At 61.0% G+C, this 22915-nt stretch carries 13 protein-coding genes and 2 pseudogenes; 6 read left to right on the forward strand and 9 right to left on the reverse strand.

All coding sequences use genetic code 11. The features are described from left to right. Window positions 1-5: 5 nt before the first annotated feature. From IBL25_RS27685 to IBL25_RS27480, 4 genes and pseudogenes are all read left to right on the forward strand, one after another. On the forward strand, window positions 6-1181 hold the full coding sequence (locus IBL25_RS27685; RefSeq protein ID WP_187777304.1) for an ISL3 family transposase: 1176 nt from the start codon (window positions 6-8) through the stop codon (window positions 1179-1181). A gap of 37 nt (window positions 1182-1218) precedes the next feature. Further along, window positions 1219-1611 (forward strand): transposase, encoded by a 393-nt coding sequence (locus IBL25_RS27690; RefSeq protein WP_456315852.1) that lies wholly within the window; start codon window positions 1219-1221, stop codon window positions 1609-1611. A gap of 46 nt (window positions 1612-1657) precedes the next feature. After that, a pseudogene (locus tag IBL25_RS04195) lies at window positions 1658-2194 on the forward strand (integrase core domain-containing protein); the annotation flags it as partial. 168 nt (window positions 2195-2362) lie between these two features. After that, on the forward strand, window positions 2363-3244 hold the full coding sequence (locus IBL25_RS27480; RefSeq protein ID WP_367615556.1) for a trypsin-like serine peptidase: 882 nt from the start codon (window positions 2363-2365) through the stop codon (window positions 3242-3244). Between the two features lie 861 nt (window positions 3245-4105). Here IBL25_RS27480 and IBL25_RS04205 read toward each other — a convergent pair. The 4 genes from IBL25_RS04205 to IBL25_RS04220 are packed head-to-tail and all read right to left on the reverse strand — an operon-like array spanning window position 4106 to window position 12335. Then, a complete protein-coding gene (locus IBL25_RS04205; protein WP_187777307.1) occupies window positions 4106-7489 on the reverse strand; it encodes an SNF2-related protein in 3384 nt (1127 codons plus the stop codon). Window positions 7490-7494: 5 nt separating this feature from the next. After that, window positions 7495-8886, reverse strand: coding sequence for an EH signature domain-containing protein (locus IBL25_RS04210; protein WP_187777308.1), 1392 nt, complete (start codon window positions 8884-8886; stop codon window positions 7495-7497). After that, the gene (locus IBL25_RS04215; RefSeq protein ID WP_187777309.1) at window positions 8870-9814 is read right to left on the reverse strand and encodes an OmpA/MotB family protein; all 945 of its coding nucleotides are present in this window, start codon (window positions 9812-9814) and stop codon (window positions 8870-8872) included. Before IBL25_RS04215 ends, IBL25_RS04210 begins: the two co-directional genes overlap by 17 nt. A gap of 1 nt (window position 9815) precedes the next feature. Continuing rightward, window positions 9816-12335 (reverse strand): hypothetical protein, encoded by a 2520-nt coding sequence (locus IBL25_RS04220; RefSeq protein ID WP_187777310.1) that lies wholly within the window; start codon window positions 12333-12335, stop codon window positions 9816-9818. 154 nt (window positions 12336-12489) lie between these two features. Between IBL25_RS04220 and IBL25_RS04225 the strand changes: the two are divergent. After that, window positions 12490-12771 (forward strand): annotated as a pseudogene (locus IBL25_RS04225) (transposase); the annotation flags it as partial. 137 nt (window positions 12772-12908) lie between these two features. Here the strand turns inward: IBL25_RS04225 and IBL25_RS04230 are convergent. From IBL25_RS04230 to IBL25_RS04245, 4 genes are all read right to left on the reverse strand, one after another. Then, window positions 12909-15557, reverse strand: coding sequence for a M48 family metalloprotease (locus tag IBL25_RS04230; protein WP_187777311.1), 2649 nt, complete (start codon window positions 15555-15557; stop codon window positions 12909-12911). A gap of 13 nt (window positions 15558-15570) precedes the next feature. After that, window positions 15571-16008 carry a hypothetical protein gene (locus tag IBL25_RS04235; RefSeq protein ID WP_187777312.1) on the reverse strand — a complete coding sequence of 146 codons (438 nt, stop codon included), beginning with the start codon at window positions 16006-16008 and terminating at the stop codon, window positions 15571-15573. 257 nt (window positions 16009-16265) lie between these two features. Continuing rightward, entirely contained in the window at window positions 16266-16403 is a 138-nt protein-coding gene (locus IBL25_RS04240) for a hypothetical protein (protein ID WP_187777313.1), read from the reverse strand. Window positions 16404-17027: 624 nt separating this feature from the next. Then, complete coding sequence (locus tag IBL25_RS04245; protein WP_187777314.1) at window positions 17028-18923, reverse strand: DUF262 domain-containing protein; 1896 nt, start codon at window positions 18921-18923, stop codon at window positions 17028-17030. 394 nt (window positions 18924-19317) lie between these two features. On the opposite strand from IBL25_RS04245, the gene IBL25_RS04250 reads away from it, so the two are divergent. Further along, window positions 19318-20337, forward strand: a complete 1020-nt coding sequence (locus IBL25_RS04250) for a hypothetical protein (protein WP_187777315.1) — start codon at window positions 19318-19320, stop codon at window positions 20335-20337. A 361-nt stretch (window positions 20338-20698) separates the two neighbouring features. Here the strand turns inward: IBL25_RS04250 and IBL25_RS04255 are convergent, their stop codons facing one another. Beyond that, window positions 20699-22000: a PQQ-dependent sugar dehydrogenase gene (locus IBL25_RS04255; RefSeq protein ID WP_187777316.1), complete on the reverse strand. Its 1302-nt coding sequence runs from the start codon at window positions 21998-22000 to the stop codon at window positions 20699-20701. Between the last annotated feature and the right edge of the window lie 915 nt (window positions 22001-22915).

Here is a 22915-nt window from a genome sequence, read left to right on the forward strand (position 1 = left end):
CTGCCATGCTCAAGCGTCTGCTGCCCCTGATCCCGGCGGGGTTGCTGGTCCGGCAGATCCTGCCGGCGCCGGGCGGCCTCGTCATTGTGGTCGCGCCCCGGGACAGGGCAGTGGCCTGCCCGGACTGCGGCGCCCCTTCGGCGGTGGTGCACAGCCGGTATGACCGCCATCTGCAGGATCTGCCCTGGCAGGGTCGTCCGGTGACCTTGCAGATCCAGGCGCGCCGCCTGCGCTGTCGCAATCGGGAGTGTCGGCGCCAAACCTTTGTGGAGCGCCTAGCAGAGGGCGCCGCAGGTGGGGCACGTCGCACCCTTCGGCTGGCCGATCTGCAGCGGCATCTCGGCCTCGCCCTGGGCGGTGAGGCCGGCGCGCGGCTCGCGGCGAGGCTGGCCATTCCCGTCAGTGCTGACACGCTGCTCCGCATGGCCTGTCGGAGTAGTCCGCCGCCAGAGCCCGGGCCGCCTCCACGTGTTCTCGGGGTCGATGACTGGGCTTGGCGCCGCGGCCACCGGTACGGCAGCATCCTCGTCGATCTGGAGCGCAATCAGGTGGTGGATCTCCTGCCGGATCGCCAGGCCGAGACCCTGAGCGACTGGCTCAGGCAGCACCCTGGCGTGGAGGTTGTCGCCCGTGACCGGGCCTGCACCTACGTGGATGGCGCTCGCCAGGGCGCGCCGGGCGCCGTGCAGGTCGCCGATCGATGGCACCTGCTGCGCAACCTCGGTGATGCCGTTCAGGCGGTGATGGAGCGCCATCACGCCGCCATCCGGCGGATCGGACGAGGTGGCGACCGACTGTGCCATGAGGGCGGCTGCCGCTGTCCCCATGCAGGCCAGACCCTCGGCAGCCCAGCAGCGCCAGGAGGCGGGACGGTTACGTCGGCAGGCCCGCTACGAGGAAGCCACCAGCATGCACGTGGCCGGCGTCTCGATCAGCGACATGTCGCGCCAGCTGGGCGCCGATCGCAAGACGCTCCGTCACTGGCTGCAGGCCAGGGCCGCCCCAAGTTGGTGCAAGGCACGGCGGGGCAGCATCCTGGATCGCCACCGCGCTACCCTGGAGCGGCGCTGGGCGGAGGGCTGCCACAATGCTGTCCGGCTGTGGCGGGAACTGGCCAGCGCCGGCTTTCCCGGCCGCCCCTCGACCGTCCGGGCCTGGGCCACCGAGCAGCGCAGGCGTGATCCCGCAGCATCCCTGCCGGGAGCAGCCAGGGGGCAGATCTGGCAACCGCCGACGCTCCGCCGCACCACGCGTCTCCTCATGGCAGGCGGCGAGCTATTGTCCGACACCGACCGCATATTCGCCGCGCGCTTGCTGGAGGTGCCAGCACTGCAGGCCACTGTTGCCGCCGCCAAGCGCCTTGCCCGTCTGCTGCGGCGGAAAGCGGATGACAGGCTTGAGGAGGCGCTGGATGAGGCTGCCGCCAGCCCCCTCGCAAGCTTTGTCGCCGAGTTGCGCAAGGACATCGCTGCGGTGCGCGCCGCATTGGAACTGCCCTGGACCACCAGTCCCGTTGAGGGCCAGATCAACCGGCTCAAGATGATCAAGCGCACCATGTATGGCCGCGCAGGCTTTGAGCTCCTTCGTGCCCGCGTTCTCTGCGCCTCATGAGGTCGAAACAGCAGCACGGGAAATGCGGGAGAACCAGTATTCACCCGGCATCTACATCCGGGCGCTCGCCGCCGCGGTTCCCTACAGGATCCACACCGTGCTCACCGACAACGGCACGCACTTCACCGACCCCACCGGTGGCGGCTGGACGCCTGGGGACATCCGGCAGATGCTGGCGCGCAAGGAGCCATTCCTCTGCCATGCCTTCGAGCTCGCCTGCGCCGAGCTCAACATCGAGCACAGGCTGACCAAGCCGCGACAACCATGGACGAACGGTCAGGTCGAGCGCATGAACCGCACCATCAAGGATGCGGCCGTGAAGAGGTTCCACTACGAGAGCCACGATCAGCTCCGCCAGCACCTCGGCGACTTCGTCGCCGCCTATAACTTCGCCCGTCGGCTGAAGACTCTACGGGGCCTCACGCCCTACGAGGCCATCTGCAAAACCTGGGCGGAGGAGCCATCCAGGTTCATCCATGACCCGCACCACCAAATCCCGGGACCGAACATTTTCGCATTCCACAAGAACCTGCGGGTACATCAACGCCTTCGTGATAATCCCCGACTTCCCCAGCGTGTTTGAAGCACCCTTATAATAACAAGATTGCGCTGCAAACCGTTTGGGATGCCTGTTATGGTAATCAACAAGACGACGACTGCTATTGTGATCGGCCTAAGCCTCTCTAGCTATTCTGTAGAAGCTGAGGCCCCGCAAGAGGACCGGATCGACGTCGCCGAAGCGGTCGATCCAATGGTGCTACATGGCGCTCAGAGTTCGGCTGCTATCTTCCAAGCAGGAACACTTCCCCGTATCGCAGGCGGCCTATACGAAATTAGTCGTCCTACAACATACGCTGACGGCTATAGGTACTCTCAAAACGTTGGATCGCCTTCATTTCCACTCTGCCAGCCAGTGGCTAACTTTGCTTCGGAGGTATCTGCTGCACTGTGCTCCGGAGTACTTGTGTCACGTCGTTGGGTGGCAACAGCTGGCCACTGCGCTGACAACGAGGCTTTGCTAGAGCCGCCAAGTGCTCCGATGCGGGTGGTCTTTGGGTTTCGCAATGTTCGGCCAACCTCTCCTGACGCACAGCCATCTGCCGCGCCGACAGAGTTCCCGCAGAGTCATGTCTATGATGTCGTGGCAGCATTGGTGGGGCGTCCTCCTAGCGTCAGCCAAGCATCGAGGTGGGACTGGGCATTGCTGCAACTCGATCGAGACGTTGATCCTGCTGTTGCTGTGGTGGCAGACATGCGGAGATCAGGCGTGATCGAAGTTGGCACTCCAGTGGTAATTCATAGCCATCCACATGGCTTGGCTCTGAAGTATCAAAAGGCCACTGTTTCAAACTCAGGCCTCTCGGCTCCAAATCAATTAGATAGAGGATTCTTCACGCTCGGTGGCAGTAGGTCGTACAAAGCGAGTTCCGGCGGGGGCGCCTTCAATGCTTCGACAGGAGAACTTGAAGGTATACTAACGACTGGCCCTGCGGAAATGGAGTTGGACCAAAGCAAGGAGCCTCAGTGTTGGCGCCTTTGCGTTCCAAAGCCAGGGACAGCCGACACTTGTGACAGAGCCGAGGTTCTCCGGATCGACATAATTCGGCGCTTTCTCTCATTAGTTCAGCAGTAGAGGCTCGGTGCATGCACAGAATGGCATGGTGCATTCGCTCACCCTTATTTCTGAACCGTCACGAATTATATTGACCGCCTACGTACTCGCACTTATTCTATCGTCGCAGCCCGGAGATACAACGATGATGAAAGCGTTGGTCGGCACTGCTTTAAGTGCTCTGCTGGTCTGGTTCAGCTTCGATAGTTTGGCACAGCCTACAGACAAAGCAGCAGTTCTCCGTGCCCACTGTCCCGAAGACAGCTTCAGGGATTTCACAGGGTGGGGAAACTATTGTCCCATTGCGCGGAAAGAGGCTGTAAGGCGGTACAACGAGTTGGTGGATTCAACGACCGAGTCCGTCTGCCTTGTTGGAACTGTGCAGAGGACTTCTTGGCAGCAGACGAGCAACTGTGGCACTGATCCTGATAAGGATTGGACACATGTCTGCGTCGGTCCTGCTCCATACGATGGATGGCTCACAATCACATGGGGTGGCGGGTCTGGATTTTGGCAGCCTGCTGTTAAGGCTGGTGAGGTTCGACGCATACTCTGGAAGTCCATCTCGCCTGAGGAAGATTGGATGGGATGTTATTCCAATACTCCTGTTCCGGCGGACCAATGCACCGCGAGGACAGCTCTCAAACCAAATTGCATGGGTGAGCCGCTGCCGGGGATCTCGCAGTGAGGTGTCCGTCGACGAATGCTATGGGACCGTTTAGCCTTCTTACAAACGCGGCAACGTAGCCTTGGCAGTAAAGCTACCGCTTCAGCCCCATCAAGAGCTGCTATTGCCATCCCGGCTTTCGTACGACGGATGAGAAGAGATGGCACTGATATGTTGGTCGGGATCAGCAACAAGGAAGCTGCCGCCCCAAGACCTTACCCGTGAAAAACAGGAGCAACTCCTCGGGCCATGGCCTCGGCAATGGCGGGCAGGTCGGGCAATATGGCGCGATCTGCGATGAACACATTGGATTCCGCTGCGAGCCTGCGAGCTGCCAATGAAGCGCGGCCATTCGTGATCGTCAGCAATAGAGGATCCTGAAGCCATTGATACTTTCGGCTGTAACTCGCCTTTGCACGAATGACATCATGAACCGCCTCCTCATCTGTAGAGCCCCCAAGGGTGCGGTGTTTGCACTGACAGATGATTGGCCGCACCGCCGTTCCCGGAGGTGACCGGAGGACAATGTCAGCACCACCATCACCGCTAGAAGGAGTAGTGAAAGCCTGGAACCCAGCGCGGCGGAACTGGTCCTCCGCCCACGCCTCGAATTGCTTCCAACCCATGGTGTCCAAGCGATCAAGCTCATCATCCGGCCGCGCGCCATTCATGACGGTGTTCATCATCTGGCTGACTTCTTCTTCGGTCGGCTGGGTTGAGACCACGATGTCACGACTTAGATTGCGCTTGCGGGCCAGCAACTCGCTTAGCACCAAGTCGTAGGATGCGTCCCCAAGGGTCGGATGAACTGCGAGCGGCAAATGAATGTTCACGTCGCGGACCTGGCCAATGCGGTAGATGCGATCGCTGCATTGATCCTCGACCGCTGGATTCCACCAGCGCTCCATATGCACCACGTGGTTAGCTGCTGTGAGAGTAAGGCCGACACCAGCAGATTTCGGCCCAAGCAGCAGCACATCAAAGCCACGCCCAGTCTGAAAGTCACTTTTGATCCTGCTGATTGCCTTGGTCTGAGTGTCACCGTTGATGAGTTGCGGATAGCGCGGCAGGCGATAGCGGTGACGGATGATCTCGCTCAGCACCCGCTGTCCCATGTGGCTATCAACGAATACCAGGACGCGTTCGCCATTGCGGTGGGCATCATCAAGGATCCCGAACAGTAGGGTGAAGCGCGCTGAGGCGGCGATGATGCCTTCATGCTCGGCAGGCGAAGATGGGATGCGCAGATCAGGGTGGAAGGCGACCTTGCGGATCTCCTGGAGGGCTTGCAAGGCAGTCGTGCGCTTTGCCCGCCGGGAAGCCAGAACGGCATCATAAACCCGCGCTTGCTCCGGCGTCATGAACTGGGTGTGGACGCGCTCGGTCTTCCGAGGCAAGCCTTCCAGCGTGTCCGCCTTGAATCGCCGCAGCATCACCGCTTCGCAACGGCGTCCATCGATTTCAGTAGGCTCGATCAGCTGGCGGCGAAGTGCTTCAATCTGATCCTGGCTCGGGCTGGCTTCATAAGTCTTGACGAAATCCTTGGCGCTCATCCCTAAGAAGCCGGGCCAAGCCGTGTCGAGGAGTGACCAGAGGTCCGCCACCGTATTCTCGATGGGCGTCCCGGTCATCATCACAGTGAAGTCGGCCTGCTGGCATTTGGCTGCGTTGCTGCTGCGGGTTGTGAGCGACTTTACCTTCTGCGCCTCGTCGTAGATGGCGACTTGGAAGCGCACCTTTCCGAAGGAGAAGTGGTAGTCGCGCAGGGTGTCGTAGGTGGTCAGTACCCAGTCTGCATCAGTCAGCGCTTGGAGATTCAAGGTATGGGTGCCAATCGCGCCCTCCTTTTCACGCCGGACCTTCAGGGCGCGAAGATGCTGGTCATAGGCAAGCACAGCCCGGCTACCGAGCCCAGCCGGGCCCAGATGCTGGGCAATTTCATCACGCCAGTTCTCCAGCAGCTTCTTGGGCGCCACCAGTAGGATCGGCCGTTCACTGCGCGAGCTACGGCGCATCCAGTGAAGGAAGGCCAAGACCTGGAAGGTCTTCCCGAGCCCCATGTCGTCGGCGAGCAGCACCCCAGGCATGCCACAGAGATAGGCGCGCTGCAGCCAGGAGATTCCTTCCGTCTGGTGCGGCAACGGAGTAGTAGGAAGCGCTATTTCGCCAACGCCGCGTGCCAGGCTTCCTTCAGGATCGCGCATGCGTGCGTTGAACTGGAGATCCTCGGCATTCTGTGCCGCATGCAGCACAAGCAGCTTGGGCGGAGCATCTGGTTCTGGCTTGCTCCCCTCCTTTGCGGGAGGGCTGACCAAACCGCGCAGCTTAGCCACCGTCTCTTCCAGGTCAGGCAGGAGCAGGATGTCACGACCTTGAAAGTTTACATGACTGAGGCCCTGAACCCGTGCCTCTTCAATGCTGTCCCGTAAATTGCTGACGTCACTCGCCCGGACCACCAATGGCGGGATGTCGTCCTGGAGCGGGATAGTGAAGACCTCTTCCTCGCCGCCATCACCGTCGGGGAACCAGTTGCGGTAGACCGGGAGCTTGAAAGAAAGGGTGATGCCGGTCCATTCCCGTACGCCGAGCACCCGCTCACCGTAGTCCATGGCCTCTTCAACCATGCTGCCGCACAGCACGTCACCGGTGCCACCTGCCTCCTCAATGGCTTCAGTCAGGAAGGCGCGCGGGTTCGTCCGGAAAGCCGCGCGTGTTGGGGCATCGGACCTGTTAACCTTCTCCACTACGCGGAGGGCCGCGGCCACCGGGGCATCGACCACCACATACACGCCATGATCTAGTCGGTAGTGGCTGCGGCCACCCTGATTGGCAAACAGCACCGAGCGGAACCTGGCGGCATGCGTCTCCGGCAGCAGTGGCTCCCGCTCTACGGTCACCTCGTCCTGGGTGAATTCAGCCAGCGGCGGCTGCGGCACGTCCCCGTAGAGCAAGGGCTCAAAGTAGTCGCCCGCTCCGGCTGCCGGCTCGATGGCCAGTCCGGTGGCATGGTGGATGGTGATGCTAGAGAGATAAGGATCTGCCGCTGCATCACCGGTCGCCCTCCGTAGGGCTGCTTTGACCCGATCGAGCTGCACCATGCGTGCATCGAGGATGGCACCATCCGACAACACCGGAAGGTCGTTCAACCGCTCCACCTGATCTAAGAGAGAAAAGATCGGCTCCGGTACTAGGAACTGGTCAGCGACGCTTTGCAGCAGGACACCTGAGCGGCGCAATCCCGCAGCAGTTGTGCCGTCCTTCATCAACCAGGACAGCTCGATGCGAAAGGATGGGCCGCTAATCCCGCCTTGGTGCTTCAGGTGCAGCGCATGTGGACAATGCTGCGGCAAGCCAAGTAAGGCTGTCTCGGCAACCGACATGCATGCGATGGTGGCGTGTGGCACTATAGCGCCGTCACCATGCTGGTCGGCCGCGTCTTGTTCCAGCAACATGTTGAGCAGACTGATGGCAGGATGCATGCCTGCTTGCCAACTATGGCGAGCGATGGGCTGACGGGCGCGTCTAAACAGGCTGATGCGGCTGACGTAGAAGTAGATGCCTTCTTCCAGTGCCTCCCACACTAACTCATGTTTTGTCATGATTGTCACCTGGGCCGGTCAATACCTGTGCGTTCCAGAAGCTCGTCGCAGAACTTGTCTTGCCACCCTCCATGGTGCGTGAGGCCGCTGACCCGGTTTGGGTTGCCCCCGTAGTTTTCGGACGAAACATTGGCGCGTGCGATGAAGATCTGGCGGTCATAAGTTTTCTGCGTCTGGTAAAAATCGGGCAGCGACTTATTGGAAACATTCCAGAAGAAGGCTCTTCCGTTCTTGTTCATTTCCATGATACGGATCGATCCGATTTGCATCATCAGGCCGCAATGGTCTGACTGGACACCACCGCCAGAGGCGAATTGTCCGAAGTCCAATCCCTCGCGCACCGCGATCGGTACGGCTTTTTTCCCTACCACCAACCAGGCATCCGTGATGTGCGGAAGGTAACTCAACCAGAACTCACGCCGCTCCTGCCACATGTCGCGCCGATCGGTCTGCAGCGCATCAATGATGCGGAAGAAGGCTTCAAGTGTTTTGCGGCTAAGCCAGCGTCGGATAACGCTTAGCGATTCCGCCGATACTTTGTTGGTCCACCGAAGTGCCTTGAAGCGTGGGTCACCATTAAGCTTGATTAAAAAATCGAGGGCCGGTTCCGGACTTGAATTTTGTGCCTGGCGTTCTTGCCAAGCCACCACACCGTCCACAATGGCACGGAGAGCGCGGGAACGGAGCTCAGTGTTTCCACTGCCATCAAGCGCAAACTCAACCTCGCCGCCCAACAGATCTGTTAGTCGGGTAGGGGCGTCTGGAAGATCGGGCCTCATGGCCAGGATTGGGCCACTTGCTTCTATGACGCTCAGCATCAGTGTCGAGGACCTGAACATGGCCGGAGAAGTTCCTAACTCCTCCAAATCCTGGAGCAGGCTCGGATCAAGAATGGCGGCTTTCGCAAGGAGCGGTGGGGCGTGCTTGAGATCAAACAGGTTGTAGATCGCGCTGAACTTTTGCAAAGGCTCGGGTAAATCTAAAACGCGACGTTCTAGCCACTGCGCCAGTTCGGCGCTCGCGGCGCATTCCGGGTCGAAGTTCATCACGTAGTGCACCCAAAGGCGCCTTGGCGCCTTCGGCCATACCTGCTCGACTCGGGCAAGAAAACGCCGGATGAAGGAAACGGCCCGGCGCCAAGCCGAATTGGCCCCCCAGATAATGTAGGGAACAATGCGCAGTTCCCGCCGGCCAAGGCGGTCCACCCCGCTGCCATCATCCCCGAGCATGGTTTCAACCATGGCTAGGTGGTCAGACGCAGGCTCAGGCTCGCGGGTAGCACCGCCAAACTTCCGGCGGATTTCCTCCACTTGGAGTTCCAAGGCAGATTTTAACTTTGGGAGAACCGGGTGGGGGATCGCGGGCTGTGGCCGCTGCAGCTCAGCGAACAAGCCCATCGACAGCCTCCAGCCGGTTGTTCAGCTCCCGTAGCACGGAACCGACCACCTGCTCGTTGGTCGACATGATGATTCGCACCTCAATGCGGCGATCCCGCTCCGCGATGCTTGGCTGCGAGCGATCCGCATCGTCGCGGGTCGCGGGGCGCGTATCAGCGTAGCCGCTGACGCCCAGCATGGCCTCTCCCTGCTGGTTTCGCAGGTCACGCAGCCGCTGGAAGCGTTCCCGGACAACCGTGTAGGCCTCGATGGCACGCCCGGCAGAGAGATCCCAGTTGTTCCGGAAGCGTGTGGTGGCGGTGCCATAGGGCACGACATCCGTATGGCCTTCAACATAGACGGCGCTGAGGTCGCTGAATTCTCCCTTCGCAGGGCAGCCGTCCTGCGGCGCCAGGGGCGAGTAGCAAGGCAGCACTTCGGACATCACTTGGCCGAGGCGGAGGATGGTGTCGCGGCCCTCTGGCACCGTGGGATCTGCCTGCCCGCTGCCGAAGAGGCGGTTGCTGGGCAAGCTCAGCGTCCCCGCATCGGGATTGATCTTCACGTCAATACCAAGAGCCGATAGCCGGGCCCGCATGTCACTGAGGATGACAGTGCGGGTTTGATCCGCCTGCGACAGGCGCTCCATCAACGGCATGACCCGGCTATCGCGTACGAAGCGAACGAACTCAGCGAGCTTGGCGTTCTTCTCTTCCAGTTCAGCAGTGCGGGCTTGGCTGGCCGCAAGCTGCCGTTGGAGTTCTTTGATCTCGGCAACTTTGGCGTCGTAACTGCTGCGCGGGACCGTCTCCTCATTGGCAAGATTGAGGGAGAGGGCCAGGGTCAGGATGATGAAGATAAAGACAACGGCCACCATAAGATCAGCGACTGGAGCGAAGATGTCCTTTGCTCCGGCCTCGGCTTGAGCCTGAACGCGCCGCGCAAACACGTTAGGCAGCCTCTTCGATTTTGGTGCCGATGTCCTCGACCGCGTCGCGAAGTTCTTCGATGACGCTCTTCAGCATACCAACGGCACTGGCCAAGTGGGCATCTTGCTTTTCTATGACGTCGGTCATCGACTGGCCTACCTGCCCGACGCCGTCGCGCATCGCCGTGTATGCCTGTTCCAGGCTGCGGTCTAGACCCACAAAGCGGCCTTCGTAGTTACTGAACACCTCCTTGACCTTTGCTGCTGTAGCCTCCAGGGTCGCGTGGGCCTGGCGCATCTGCTGAGTACCGTCCTGGGCCAAGCGCATAGCCTCCTGGATCCCTGTGGCTGATTTCTCCAGTGCGATCAGAGCTGGCTGAATCGGCCCAGCAGCCTGGGTTAACTGCTCTGCTGCGCCCCCGACTTCTCGTCCCGCCAGTGCGAAGGCGCTGCCAGCTTCGCCGACCTGTCCCGCGCTACGCCGGACCGCTACTTCCAGCGCTTGGAAGTTCTGTTCTACAGTCTGGAGGCGCGTTGCGAGGCCCTCTGTGGCGCTTCGATAGCCAGAGACGGATCCTTCAACAGACGCGAGGATCCGCTTAGTCGATGCCTCAAATGCTGCGGTAATCTGCTTAGAAGCCTCGGCGGATGCCCCTGCTAGGTTCTGACCCACCGCAGCAACCGCAGCTGCCAGATCATCTGCTGCGCTTCGTCCGCCCTTCGTCAGCGCCTTCCCGCTTTCTGCGGCTGATTTCTGCATACCCGCCATTGTGGCTTGTAGCTCGACGAGCAGTGGCTCAAGTGCTGCCGTCGCTTGGCTCCGAGCAGCGACTGCTCCGGATTTTGCGGCCGTTTGCATGGACTTGATGGTCTGCTCCACGCCCTCGGCCATCGCATCTGCCATGGACTTGCCCATGGTGTCGAACCGCCTCGCGCCACTTGCAAGGGCCTGGTCCATCTTGGTCATGCGGGCATCCATCTCGCCCATCCGCTGCTCAACCACCCCAAGGATACGCTCGGACACCTCCTGAAATGATGTTGCCAGCTGAGTCGAGGCTCGTGCTGAGGCATCAGACAGGTTGCCTCCCGCCTGGGAGAGCGCATTCTGGAGTTGACTAGCGGCTGCAGTGCCACCCGCAGTCAAAGCGACGCGGCTTTCCTCGGCGGAGGCCTTCATCTCTGCCATCAGGTCGTGAAGCTCGTGTAGGACGGGGCCAATTCCAGCCTGCGCTTGAACCCGTGCCGCTTCCGCGCCGGTAGCCGCCGCCGCTTGGATACTCTCGATCGCTTGGCGCATGCCATCGGCAAGAGTCTGAGAGACACTGCTGCCCATGGTGTTGAAGCGCTCTGCGCCCGAAGACAGCATCTCGTCGATGCGCTGCATGCGATCGTCGATTTCGCTGACCCGCCCGCCCATTGCGTCTACCATTCGTTGTGCGGAGGCGCTCATCTGGTCGGCGGCCTCGCGCAGGAATTGGCCGAGTTCGGCCCCTCCGGCTCCAATTCCCGTCTTGGCCGCTTTCAATTCATCCGCAGTCTCGCGCATCGCCTCGGTCAGCAGTGCCATCTCGCGTCCGCTGGACTCTTTGACACCACTCATCAGGCCCGAGATCAGCCCTTCCAGAGCGACTTGGTTCCCGGCGCCGATCGTCGCGCCCATATTGGTGATAGCGTCCACCACAGGTCTTACGGAGTTCTCCAGCGCCGGTTGCAGTGTCGCGCCGATGGCTTGGGGTATGGCATCAATCCTGGCCCCAATACGGGCATCCAGTGCTACTGCAACATCATCCGAGAAGGTCTGAAGACGCAGGGTCTGGTCTCGCGCCTGCTCCAGTTGGTCGATGAGCAGGGATTCCGGGGTCACTGGCGTGCTGAGACGCTGCACGGCGGTGGCAAACCGGCTGGCTAGCTTCTCCTGCTTTGATACATGGAACCGAGTGGCTAGCGTCCATCCGATGTAGGCAACAATGCCAGCCATCGAGGTAATGAACTTGGCGGAACTGATACTGAGGATCTCGCCAATGGCCTCACGCAGCTGGCTAGTGTCAGCCCCGCCATGACCGACCTTAGTGAGAGCGGCGGTTAAGCCCACAAAGGTGAAGAGGAGGCCAACCGTGAGGGCGACGCCTGCAAAGGTTGCCGCCCACTTTTCGTAGCCGTGTCCAGGTAAGCGTTCGAGTGTAAAAGAGTCGCGTGGATCAACTGGATTCAGGTACTCGCTGTCCCGCCTGGGGTCCCTACGAAGAGCGTTTCGGTAGGGCTTCCAGATGTGCTGGAATAAGGCATGGCTGGCGAGATCATGATCTACCTTTGCGAGGCGGTCCTCCGGCGAGAAGCCCTGATTATCAGCGGCTGCCTCTACTGATCTGCAGGCGCTAGTCAGAGCCTTGGTGAAGCGTCGATGAGGCCGCCAAACTACCACTGCCCAGATAACTATGCTCGCGAGCAGAATAAGGTAGGCAACGCCGAAGGCGACTTCTCGACCAGAGAACCCGGCGATCAGACCCAGGATTAGGTCAACGCTCGACTCAAACAACCACATCCAGATGATCCTATCGCTTAATCCGCCGGCGGCTTGGAACTGAAGGCATCGGTGAAGTCCGCTTCAAAGCGCAAACCAACCATTAAGTCGATTAAAATGGAATAAAATCAGCTTTTAGTTCAGAGCTGTTGCAAACCCGCACTGAGGTAGTGGCGATGGTGGCAAGGTGATCCTGGGTCTGTGGCTGAAGCAGAATGAGAGCGCGAAGTTCTGGCTCCGGGTGATGAACGAGCTGCGTGGCCGGGGTGTTGAGGACCTGCTGCTGGCCGTGGTGGACGGGCTGAAGGGCTTTCCTGAGGCGATTGTGGCGGTGTTCCCAGAAGCGGTGGTGCAGACCTGCATTATCCACCTCCTGCGGCAGAGCCTGGACTTCGTCGCCTACAAGGACTGCAAGGCGGTGGCCGCGGCGCTGAAGGCGATCGACCAAGCGGCGTCTTCCGCTCCGTCACAAAGCTGCATCGGGCCATCCAGGCCTACCTCGATGCTCACAACGTCGGCCCAAAGCCCTTCCGCTGGACCGCTCCCACCGACACCATCATCGGCCAGCATCAGCGCGCGAAACATCAACTGAAATCACTCTCCGAAGCTTCCCCGGCTGTCCTGCTTGCACAGGATTCGTGGATCATCGTCGCCTGACCCGGCGTAGCTGATTTGATCGAAGGCCGCGCTGAGCCGTTGGCCCGCGAAAACATAGTGGCAAACCTGGGTCCGGATGGCCGCGCGGCGGCCCGCGTCAGTTTCCGCCTTCCACTTGACCCGGAACGCGAGCGCCATATCGAACCACGAGAACTCGTCGTACGGGCGTTCCCGGAGGACTGCCCCGAAGTGTTGAATCGCTTCGTCTGCCTTGCCCCGCCGGAGGTACTCGCGAGCGAGCCCGGCCCTGGCAGCGGAGAAGCCGACCCTAGCAAGGAACGCGCGGTTGTAGCCGTTGAAGGCAGCTACTCTGTCCTCCTGATGCTCGCCGATCACACCGAGCTCGTAGTTGATGTTGTAGGCGCTCGTATCACCCTCCGGCCATCCCGACAGCAGACGCTCGCCGAGCAGCCGGAGCTCCCTTTCGGGCACGCCCGCTTGCTTCTCCGACACGAACTGGAGATAAGGGAAAGTGCGCGACAGGATCGAGCTTGCCGCAGCTTGGATCGCCTGACCGGTCGCGTCCGATGGGAGGTCCACCTCCAACACGTTCGGGATGCCAAATTGCGGCGCCGTCTGCCCGGCCGCAGGCAAGCCGACGCGGACCGTGAAGCGTCGCGGCGCGCTGCGGCGGTCCAGCAGACGTCCTAGTAATCCCAGCCATTCCACCCTACGGGAGCCATCTCCCGTCGCGGCCAGGACGACCGGCTGCGTCCAGACCGTGTTCGCCCGGCTAAGGCGGTCCTCGAGGGCCTGCTTCAGCTCCCCGATACGTTTCGCTGCCCCATCGTTGCGCTCGGTCGCACCAGCTGCTTCCAGCACGATCACGCGGCGGTCCATCTCGACGTACGACCAGTAGCAGGCGGCAGAGAGCAGCATCACCGCGCCGCCTGACCCCATTAGCCGGCGGAAGTCGGCCTTGTGGCGAACGCCTACGAGGGCCAGGGGCGGCGGTACGCTGGAGATACGGCTAGGCGCATCTGGAACGTCGATGATAGCCGAACGTCCGGGGTGGCGGACGAACGCGGCGACGCCCACCACCGCAACCACAACGAGTAGGGCCGCGACCGCCGCCAGCACCACCACCAGCCGCCCCGTCTCGTCGTCGTGCATCGCGTCACCGTATTGCACGAACGCAACCACCGACAGCAGGTTCTGGGCGAAGTACACGAGCAGAACTGCCTCAGCCGTCTGCAGCCAACCCTTACGCAGGCCGCAGCGGGACACTCGCCATCGCCACAGTAACCCGACAAGACATAGGACGACGACGCTTGCGGCCGACACGAGCAGCGTTGCGGCATACCTTGAGCTGATCGCGTCAAGTAGGGTGAAGTCACCCGTAAGCATCAGGAACCCTGGTTCGCTCAGGTTGCCGATCCAACCTGCACTAGCCAGGACCATTCCCAGTTCGAAGCAGACGACCGCCTGGACGACACGCAGGCAGCCAGCCCAGGGTCGTTTCCAGAATACCAGGAAGTCGCGCAGAACCAGGAGCCCCGCATAGATCGGCCAGACGATGCTGGTGATGCCCAGCAGGAGGAAGATGAATGGGTCCGCAAGGAAAAGCTGACTGAGGAACTCGAAAGTCAGCCCTGCCTCTACCCCATCTACTTGCAGGATTTTCAAGTCCTCTCTTGCGAGGCTGACGAGCAGAAACATGCCTCCTGCGATGACGTAGTCCCCGAGGGGTGATTGGCACATCCGCTCGGGAGCCTTGAGCAGCGCGGCCCTTCGCCCCGGCTGCGGCGCGATCTTGAACGGTGCTTGCAGCCAATCGAGCATGGAGACCGGACGGGCGGTCCCACGTGCGACCGCAGCCAGCGCCTCGCCGTAGCCGGCGGCCAAGGCACGCCAATCTGCGGCAACCTCGCGGCTGCGGCTGAGGTGCGCGTAGGACAGCCGGAACAGGATGAGCGGGATCGCGACCGGAAGCAGGTAGTCGGTCGCGGCCTGTAGCAACCGGAAATGCACCCAGCCCGCCGCGCCAAACGCCATCACAGAGACAGCAGGCCACTCTCCCTGCAGATCGACAAGGAAGCGGATGGCCTGAATGCCGAAGGTGAGGCCTAGAATGGCGGTCAGCCAGTAGGCCATGGCATCGCTCAGGGCCTTCCAGCGGGCGTCCCCGTTCGCAACGTGGGAGAGCTCGTGCACGATCGTGCCGTCAAAGACCGGAGTGTCTACGAACCGGGCAAACACATTCTCAATCACAATGGTCGGCCGGCCGAACAGGCCGCAGACCCAGGCGCTCCGGTTCTCGAAAGTCTTGACGAAGCGCACGTGCGGCGGCTTGATCAGGAGCCGTGCCGCGATCTCGGACACGCGCTGCTCCACCAGGCGCTGGCGGTCGGACGACGCAGGCATCGCGCCGCGGTCAACTCCTTCCCGGTGCCAAGCCCGCAGCCATGTCATGGCCCACACCAGGAGCACCAGCAACAGGCTGGTCGCCTGGCTGCTTGGCAGCCCGGCTGAGAACACGCGGTCGGCCAGCAGGAAGCCGACCTGAGCAATGACCAGCGTAATGGTCAACAAGAACGCAACGTACAGGAACGCCCCCGTGCCCGGTACCCGGTCCAGGTCGAGCATTCGGGCGCTACCGCTAGGCATCAGCCTGCGCCGGTATGCGTGTGAGCAGTAGGTCGCGAAGCACATCGCACGCTTTCGCGTCTAGGCCATTGTCGCTGGCGACCCGGACGGCGTCTGCAACGACGCTCTCGCGCTGGGAGGCGGTCAGGTCGCGCTTGCCGGCGCCCGGCTCTTCCTTGAGCCATGACTGCAGCCGCTTGTCGGCTGCATCGACGCCCGCCGCCAGGCATCGGTCTACGAGCATCACGAGGGCTTTCTGCACCGATGGCAGCAGGAGGCCGATCAGGGATGTCCCAATCAGCCCCAGGTCCAAGCTGATGCCGACCCCCTTCGCCGTTCCTCGCGCTCCCTCCCTTTGGAAGGTCGCCACCGCCTCGAAGTCCTCCATGTCGTCCGGCGCAACTCTGGCCAATACGTCCCGCGACAATGCGTAGGAGGCGTCCTCGAGCATCGTGAACTCCGATTTTGGTTCGATACTGAAACATGGGGATCTGGTGTTTTCAAGGTTTTCATCAGGCTAGGCCCTGAGCGCCACGGTCTTACGGATCCGACGCAGGTCTCGATCCGGTGCGGCTTTAGGCCATGCTCGCGTCAGATGCGGTGGACCATGGACGGCGTCAGGCCGCTTGTCTTGGCCATCGAGCGTAGCGTTTAGTGTGTCGCTGCCGGAGATTCCTCGCGCAGGGTGCGCTCGACGGCGGCGGCGACCTACTCGGGCAACGCAGCGGCGAAGGCATGGCCTTGCGGGGCATCGCGGAACAGCCCGTCTGCGCCGTCCTGCATGTAGCGTTCCTGCCAGCGCCAGCTCGTCGGTTTGCCTTTCCCTGTGGCCGTGCGGATTGCCATCGTTCCTGCACCGCCCGCCACACATGGTGCTGCGGGCTCTTACGATCGGGGATCACGCCTTCAAACCGCTCCCGGTCGCCCGGCCGCAGCCGAACCTCAACGCCCTCCCTCATGCGCCCAGACTCGCAGGTGCGGGAAAGCATGGGACCATCAACGTCTATCAAACCACTAAAGCGGATTCCGCTCAGGCTGCATCGTATCCGGCCGCGGCGAAGTAATTGGTGCAGTTGTTGGGCGCAAGGACGTCTATCGCCGCTGCGCCAGCCTCTTGTTGCTCGGCCAGGATGCAGCGCGACACGATAACCTATGAATCCAGTGTCATTTGGATAGCTGAGCGCCGGATGCCGCAATGCTGTTCATGGTCAGAGCAGGCCCTAAGCGATCAGTCCGCTTTGGAACAATGATAGCAGCTAAGCGGACCTTTATAGCGCCAACTGGAGTGAGCCTCATCCAGACGTTCATCACACCAGCTTCATTGTCCGACGGCAGACACACTGTATCATCGAAATGCTTCGCATTGGTTGTCTACCAATCGCACAGTGTGCGCTCTGCGCTGTTGAAGGAGAGCCCGTGGAGTGCTCCCCATCAAACCGGACAGGCCGCAGGGGATCGACCTAAGCGGTCTCAGATCACCTCGCCCTCCGCCACAGCAGGCGCATAGGCCCTCAGCCGATCGGGCGACCAGACTAGTTCCACAAGTTGAGCCAGGAGTTGCTGCCGCTCGGCCCACTCCGCCTTAGTGAAGTTTGGATGTGGCTTGAAGGCCAGCCCGCGCTGGGTCCGGAAGGCGGAGAACTGAGGTTGGTTGGCATAGGGGCTCGGCGTCAGGCTCGCCGTGTAGAGGTGATGCGTGGCGTATTTCTGTACCTTCTCGCCGTAGGACTTATCTTGCAGGCTGCGGTTCACGTCGGCGGGCAGCAGCAGCAGTGCCGGAACTGTATCCCGCATTTGGCTGCACTCCTCCTGACTGGCGAACGCGCCATCGTGGATGGTGTACTGCTGCGCCCAGATGTGCTCGATGTCGTAGGGGTTCTTCTGAGCGCGATCTACGAGGTTCGCGAAGGGATCGGGACGACCCGATCCAACGTCGGTGAAGGCCGTGAGTCGTGCCAGAAGGTGGAAGATGTAGCGGCGGCTGAACTGATTGAGCGCCAGCTTCTCGATTCCGTAGCGGTCCCTCTGCTGCGTGCCTTTGAACGTCACCTCGTCTGCTGCCAGCCTGTCGGTAAGAATCTGGATGAGTTCATCCAGCGGCTTCTGCCGGATGTCACGGCAGAGCAGGTACATGGCATAGGATGTCGCGGAGTAGCCGACCCGGATATAGTTCACCGCGCGGCGCATCAGCCAAATGTCGAGATAGGTCGCTGTGGCTGCGAGCTTCCGCCGTACGACCTCCGCGTTATCGGCAGGCAGCAGGGGCGCGAGCAGTACTGTGGGTTGCCACGTGAACTCGTTATGGGCGTTGTAGAAAATCGCTTCCAGACCTGGCGTGTAATTCCTCGATGCCGTGATGACCTGCTGATAAGCCTTGGCGAAGAAGGGGAAGTCCTGCATGATCCATGTCAGATTACCCTGGGCCGTTCCGACCTTCAGGCGACCGCTGTTGTCGCGCACCCAGCGATGGAACACCGTCCCAATCAGCTCCCAATCACGGTCGGACGCTCCCGCCTTGCGGTCACGGATAGTCTCGGCATGCTGCGCGCGCAGCCATGCCTTGATGCAGGTCGCGTCCCGGTCCGGGTCCGACTCGCCGCCGAAAGTGAGCAGACCGAGTACCTGCTGTTTCCAACAGTCGTTGGCGAGGCGGCGCTGATCGGCAGCCTCAATTGGTGCAAGCAGAAATGCCTTGAGCATGTCGACCGGGCTAAGCGGCTTGCCGCGATCGTTCATGGTCTCAAAGATGGAGTAGGCTTGGTGGTCGTTGTCGGTGGCAATTTCAATCAGACCGACGCGGTTCATTAACCAGTAGGTGAAATGGGGCAATGCATCACCTAGGTCCGCGATCAGCCCGTTCTGCTCGATGTCAGCGTAGCGCGCGTACATAGTGCGCACCGACTCGTCCTTGCCGTCGGAGGTGAAGGGTGTGCCGTGGAACAGCGCCTCGATCACCCCGAGGCGCTCCGGGATGTCGAGGTTGAAGCGTGGCTGGCCTAGATTATCGCTGAAGATCAACGGCGCAATGGTGTTGGTAACAGGGAGTCCCCGCTTCTTCGCTTCGCGGTAAAGGAAGATTAGGAGTAGCGTTAAAGATGTGACCCGCTGCTGCCCATCAATCAAGTAGTTCTTGCCGTTGCGACGGCTAACAATGATTGACCCTAAGAAATACTCTTCGTAATTCGAGATCGCCGTTGTGCTGTCGCCTTCGCGGTGGCTGCTGATGAATTTTCCAAACAGATCCGAGAGTAATTCTTCAATGTTCTTCTGCTCCCACTTATACTCCCGTTGGTACTCGTCGATGGCGAAGGATTGGCTCTGAAGGAGCTGTTGAACCGTGCGATAGTGCGGAGTGATCGTGCTCATGCCAGTTCCGTGTCTCCCAGGGCCGCAGCTACCACTTGATCGGCCGCGAGCTGCGGTTGAGCAAGAACATCGTCGTGGGGATCGTCAAGTGGAGCCGACACATATCCTCCAGCCTTGATCCGCCCACTGTTCCCTCTCCCGCCTAGCCCCGGTCAACATCTGGTAAGCCTTGGCTTCCTATGCTTTTGCCCGCTCATCTACGCTCAACCGTTGACCATGATCACAACGCTACTTGCCCAGACGCGTAACGCGAGGTGAGCTTAACAAGTCCGAGGTTTTTAGGAACGTCCAGAACTTGCAGTGCTGGCTGAGGCAGGCTGCTCTGATATCTTGCAATTGTTGATTAATCGTAACATTATGATGGGATCGACTGGGGAGAAAACAAGGGATGCCGATGCCCTTTGATACCTCCAACAATGAGGACGATGTTGCCAAGTTCGCGACTGAGTTGGGCGACCTTGCCATATCCGCCGCCAGATCCGGGGCGGATGGCTTTGAACTCAGGCAGATCCTTCGCTTCGTTAATCAGGTCATCCAGGTTGTCGATCAGAGCTTCGAGACTGTGTACGGGATCCTCGTCGATCTTCGATACCTGTCTAAGAGCGACCTCGATGCCGGCCGGCACATCGAACTTCAGAAGGAACTGCACCTGATCCGAGCAAAGAGCACCTTCCGTGAATCGCTCGAGGTTTGCAGCCGCCTTCGTCACTTGAGGAAGCACTATGATGAGGCCGTCGCACCCATCCTCGCTCAGCAAGAACTGGATAGCCATAGCTGGTCGTCGGTGTTGATACTCATCGATGAATACGAGGGGGCGATCATCGGCATCATCAAAAAGACGGTCGATGACCTCAGTGCGCGCTTGGTCAATGTGACACCCACTTCCCTGCCAGCCCTTCGTGTTCTCGCAACCGAAAGGGCTGATCTGCTAGGAAATGCTCTTGGCAGGCTTCGCGATTTGAACTCACGAATTCTCGGTTTGTCAGGCCGGCAGGGGCTCTTGGAACTCACTGCTACAAACAGGTCTGGCGTTGTGCAGGTACTTGTGGCTCAGAATTTTGATCAACGAAATAGCGATCAGCGGAGGGGTATGTTCATGGGCGACACTTTCTCAAACATCAGCAATTCGACGATCATCAACCGCTCCACTGTCCAGGATGCTTTCAACAAGATCAGATCAGACTTCGACGAAACCACGGCCAAGTTCATCCTGGAGCTTGCCGACCACGTCGATAAATCGGGTAACAAGGATGCCGGCGAAGTCCTGGACCAGATAAACGAAGAGCTCGCCAGGCCCCAGCCCCGTAAAGGTCTCCTAAAACGATCCTGGGAGAACTTGGTGCAGCTTCTTCCAACAGTCACAGCAGTTGCAGGCGCAGCGGGGGCTATCGTGAAACTGTTCTCATCCCCGTGACGTAGAGCGCTTTCAGGTTGATGGGTCCGCTGGAGAGGCATCGTTCAGTTGCCGCCTTGGTAAGCTAGCAAGCGGCCAACTTGATGGAACCCTCTGAGGATTTTCACTCGCGATAAGCACCTATCTCGGGGAGTCACGGCTTCCGGGCGGTTCCCAGCCTACGGCATCGAGCCGGGACCGATAACGCCGGCATCACGTGCTAAATGATGAGGGCGGCGACAATTGCCACAACAGCTGCGGCCCCCGCTGTCGATCCAAGCTGTACTCTCTCACGCCATTCGCCCTCAGTTGCAGTGCGCCACCGCAAGCTCGTCGCTCCGCTGGGGCTAACGGCACCTGGCATGAGCACTCCGCCGCGGTCTCAGCCTCCGGTGACACGCCAAACGATGTTGCCGACGTCGTCGACCATCAGCACCGCGCCATCCGGTCCCATGTGCACACCGACCGGCCGCCCATAAGACTCTTTCTCGTCCGGCGACAGGAAGCCCGCGAGGATGTCGCGCGGTGGTCCGTCCGGATGCCCATTGGCGAAGGGAACGAAGACCAGCTTGTAGCCACTGAGGATGCTGCGGTTCCACGACCCGTGCTGCCCAATGGCCATCCCTTCGGGGAAGCCCGGTAGCGTGCCGGCTGGCAGCCAGCACAGGCCGAGCGAGGCGGTGTGACCGCCCAGCGCATAATCCGGGGTGATGGCGCTGGCGACCTGCGCCGCATCCTGCGGCACCCGGTTGTCGACGACGCGGTCCCAGTAGCAGTAAGGCCAGCCGTAGAAGCCGCCATCCCGGACCGAGGTCAGGTAATCCGGTGGCGTCTCGTCTCCCAGTCCGTCACGCTCGTTGACCACAGTCCAGAGGGCGCCCGTGTTCGGCTCCCATGCCATGCCCACGGCATTGCGCAAGCCGGTCGCGAAAATGCGGCGATGCCCGGTGGCCAGATCGACCTCATGGATGGCCGCTCGCCCCTCCTCCTCTTCCATGCCGTTGTCGGCGATGTTGGTCATCGAGCCGACACCGACATAGAGCTTCGTCTGGTCCGGGCTGACCAGCAGGCTGCGGGTCCAGTGGCCGCCTGGCTTGAAGTCGCAGATCTGCCGCCCCGGCGCCTTAATGCTGGTGGCGCCAGGTTCATAGGGGAAGGCAACCAGGCCATCGGTGTTGCCGACATAGAAAGTGTTGCCCACCAGCGCCATGCCGAAGGGCTGGTTGAGGTTCTCCAGGAAGGTTTCGCGGATCTCGGCCACGCCGTCGCCATCGGCATCCCGCAGCAAGGTGATGCGGTTGGCGCTGACGCCCATGGCGGCCGCACGCTTCATGGTGCTGATCTGAGCAAAGTCCCAGAGGGACTTGGCGGGCCGGGCCACACTGCTGGATTCGGCGACCAGGACATCACCGTTGGGCAGGACGCAGAGCCAGCGCGGATGCGCCAAGCCGGTGGCGAAGGCATTCACCTTGAGCCCTGGTGCGGTGATCGGCACCCGGCCGTCGTGCCAGCCCTTGGCCGTTGGCATCTTGAGGGTTGGGATGGCGCCTTGTGGCTTCGCCGCCGGAATGGCCGGTGTCTTGCCCCAGGCCGGGATCGGCGTGCCATCGGTGATGCGCCGTATGGCCACTGTCCCGGTGCCGACCAGGGCCACGAGCCGTGCGAAGAGACCCGGAAAGCTCAACAGGCTGCTCCTTTCTCGGACGCCGAGGCCAGCAGATCAGCGAGGATCCTGAAAATCAAGGTTCTCGGATGAGGCTGAACAGCTCGCGCCAGAGCAGGAAGCCAGTGCTCGCGAGCAATGATGGAGTGATCAACCGCTCGGCTGCCCCCAGGGCATGAGCAGTGCCGATACCCTGGTCCGGCGCATCAGCCACCCTCTTCCTTTCCGCCTATGGCCCCCTGCCCCGCTGCCGCCTCCGGCATCTCACCGGCAAGACAACCGTCAGCGCCAGCCTGACGCTGACCGGCAAAGCGTCGTCACGTTGGAGGTCGGCTGGAAGTGGGGCGGAGCGCCCTGATGGGCGCTGTGCCTCAGCCCGCCTTCAGCCTTCGCGGACTTACGCTTGGCCTTCTTCACACCGGCAAAGGCCCAGCTGAGGAGATGCGCAGACTGGGGATGTTTTTGCATAGGAAGACATCATCCGTAGCAGAGTGATTAATCGGCCGAGGCCGAGCTTGCGCGGCTCCTAGTCACCGAGGGAAGGGCCGCCCAAATGCACGCGATCAACGCCCTGAGCCAGGACTTCGAGCCGGTCCGCTGGGACAATATGACTATCGACGTGAAGGATTACTGGCGCGCGAAGGCTGAGGAGTCGGCCGATGGCTGACCCACAAACGGCCCCCCTCCCGTCTCGCCTACGTTCCGCCTAGATTACGTTCCATGCAAATGGAGGCGGGAATGCGGAGACTGGCGGTTATGTGTTTGGCGGCGGCATTGGCCGGTTGCGCCAATCGTCAGATCGAGACTGGCCTACAGGCCTCAGCTGGCCGACCAGTGAGTGAACTATTCTCGCGACTTGGATTTCCTGACGCAGAGCAACAGATAGCCGGCCGTAAGGTATACACCTGGTCGTCTCAGGGAGACGGCATTGCGATG

The sequence above is a fragment of the Pseudoroseomonas ludipueritiae genome (assembly GCF_014490445.1).
In the GTDB taxonomy this organism is placed as follows: Bacteria; Pseudomonadota; Alphaproteobacteria; order Acetobacterales; family Acetobacteraceae; genus Pseudoroseomonas; species Pseudoroseomonas ludipueritiae.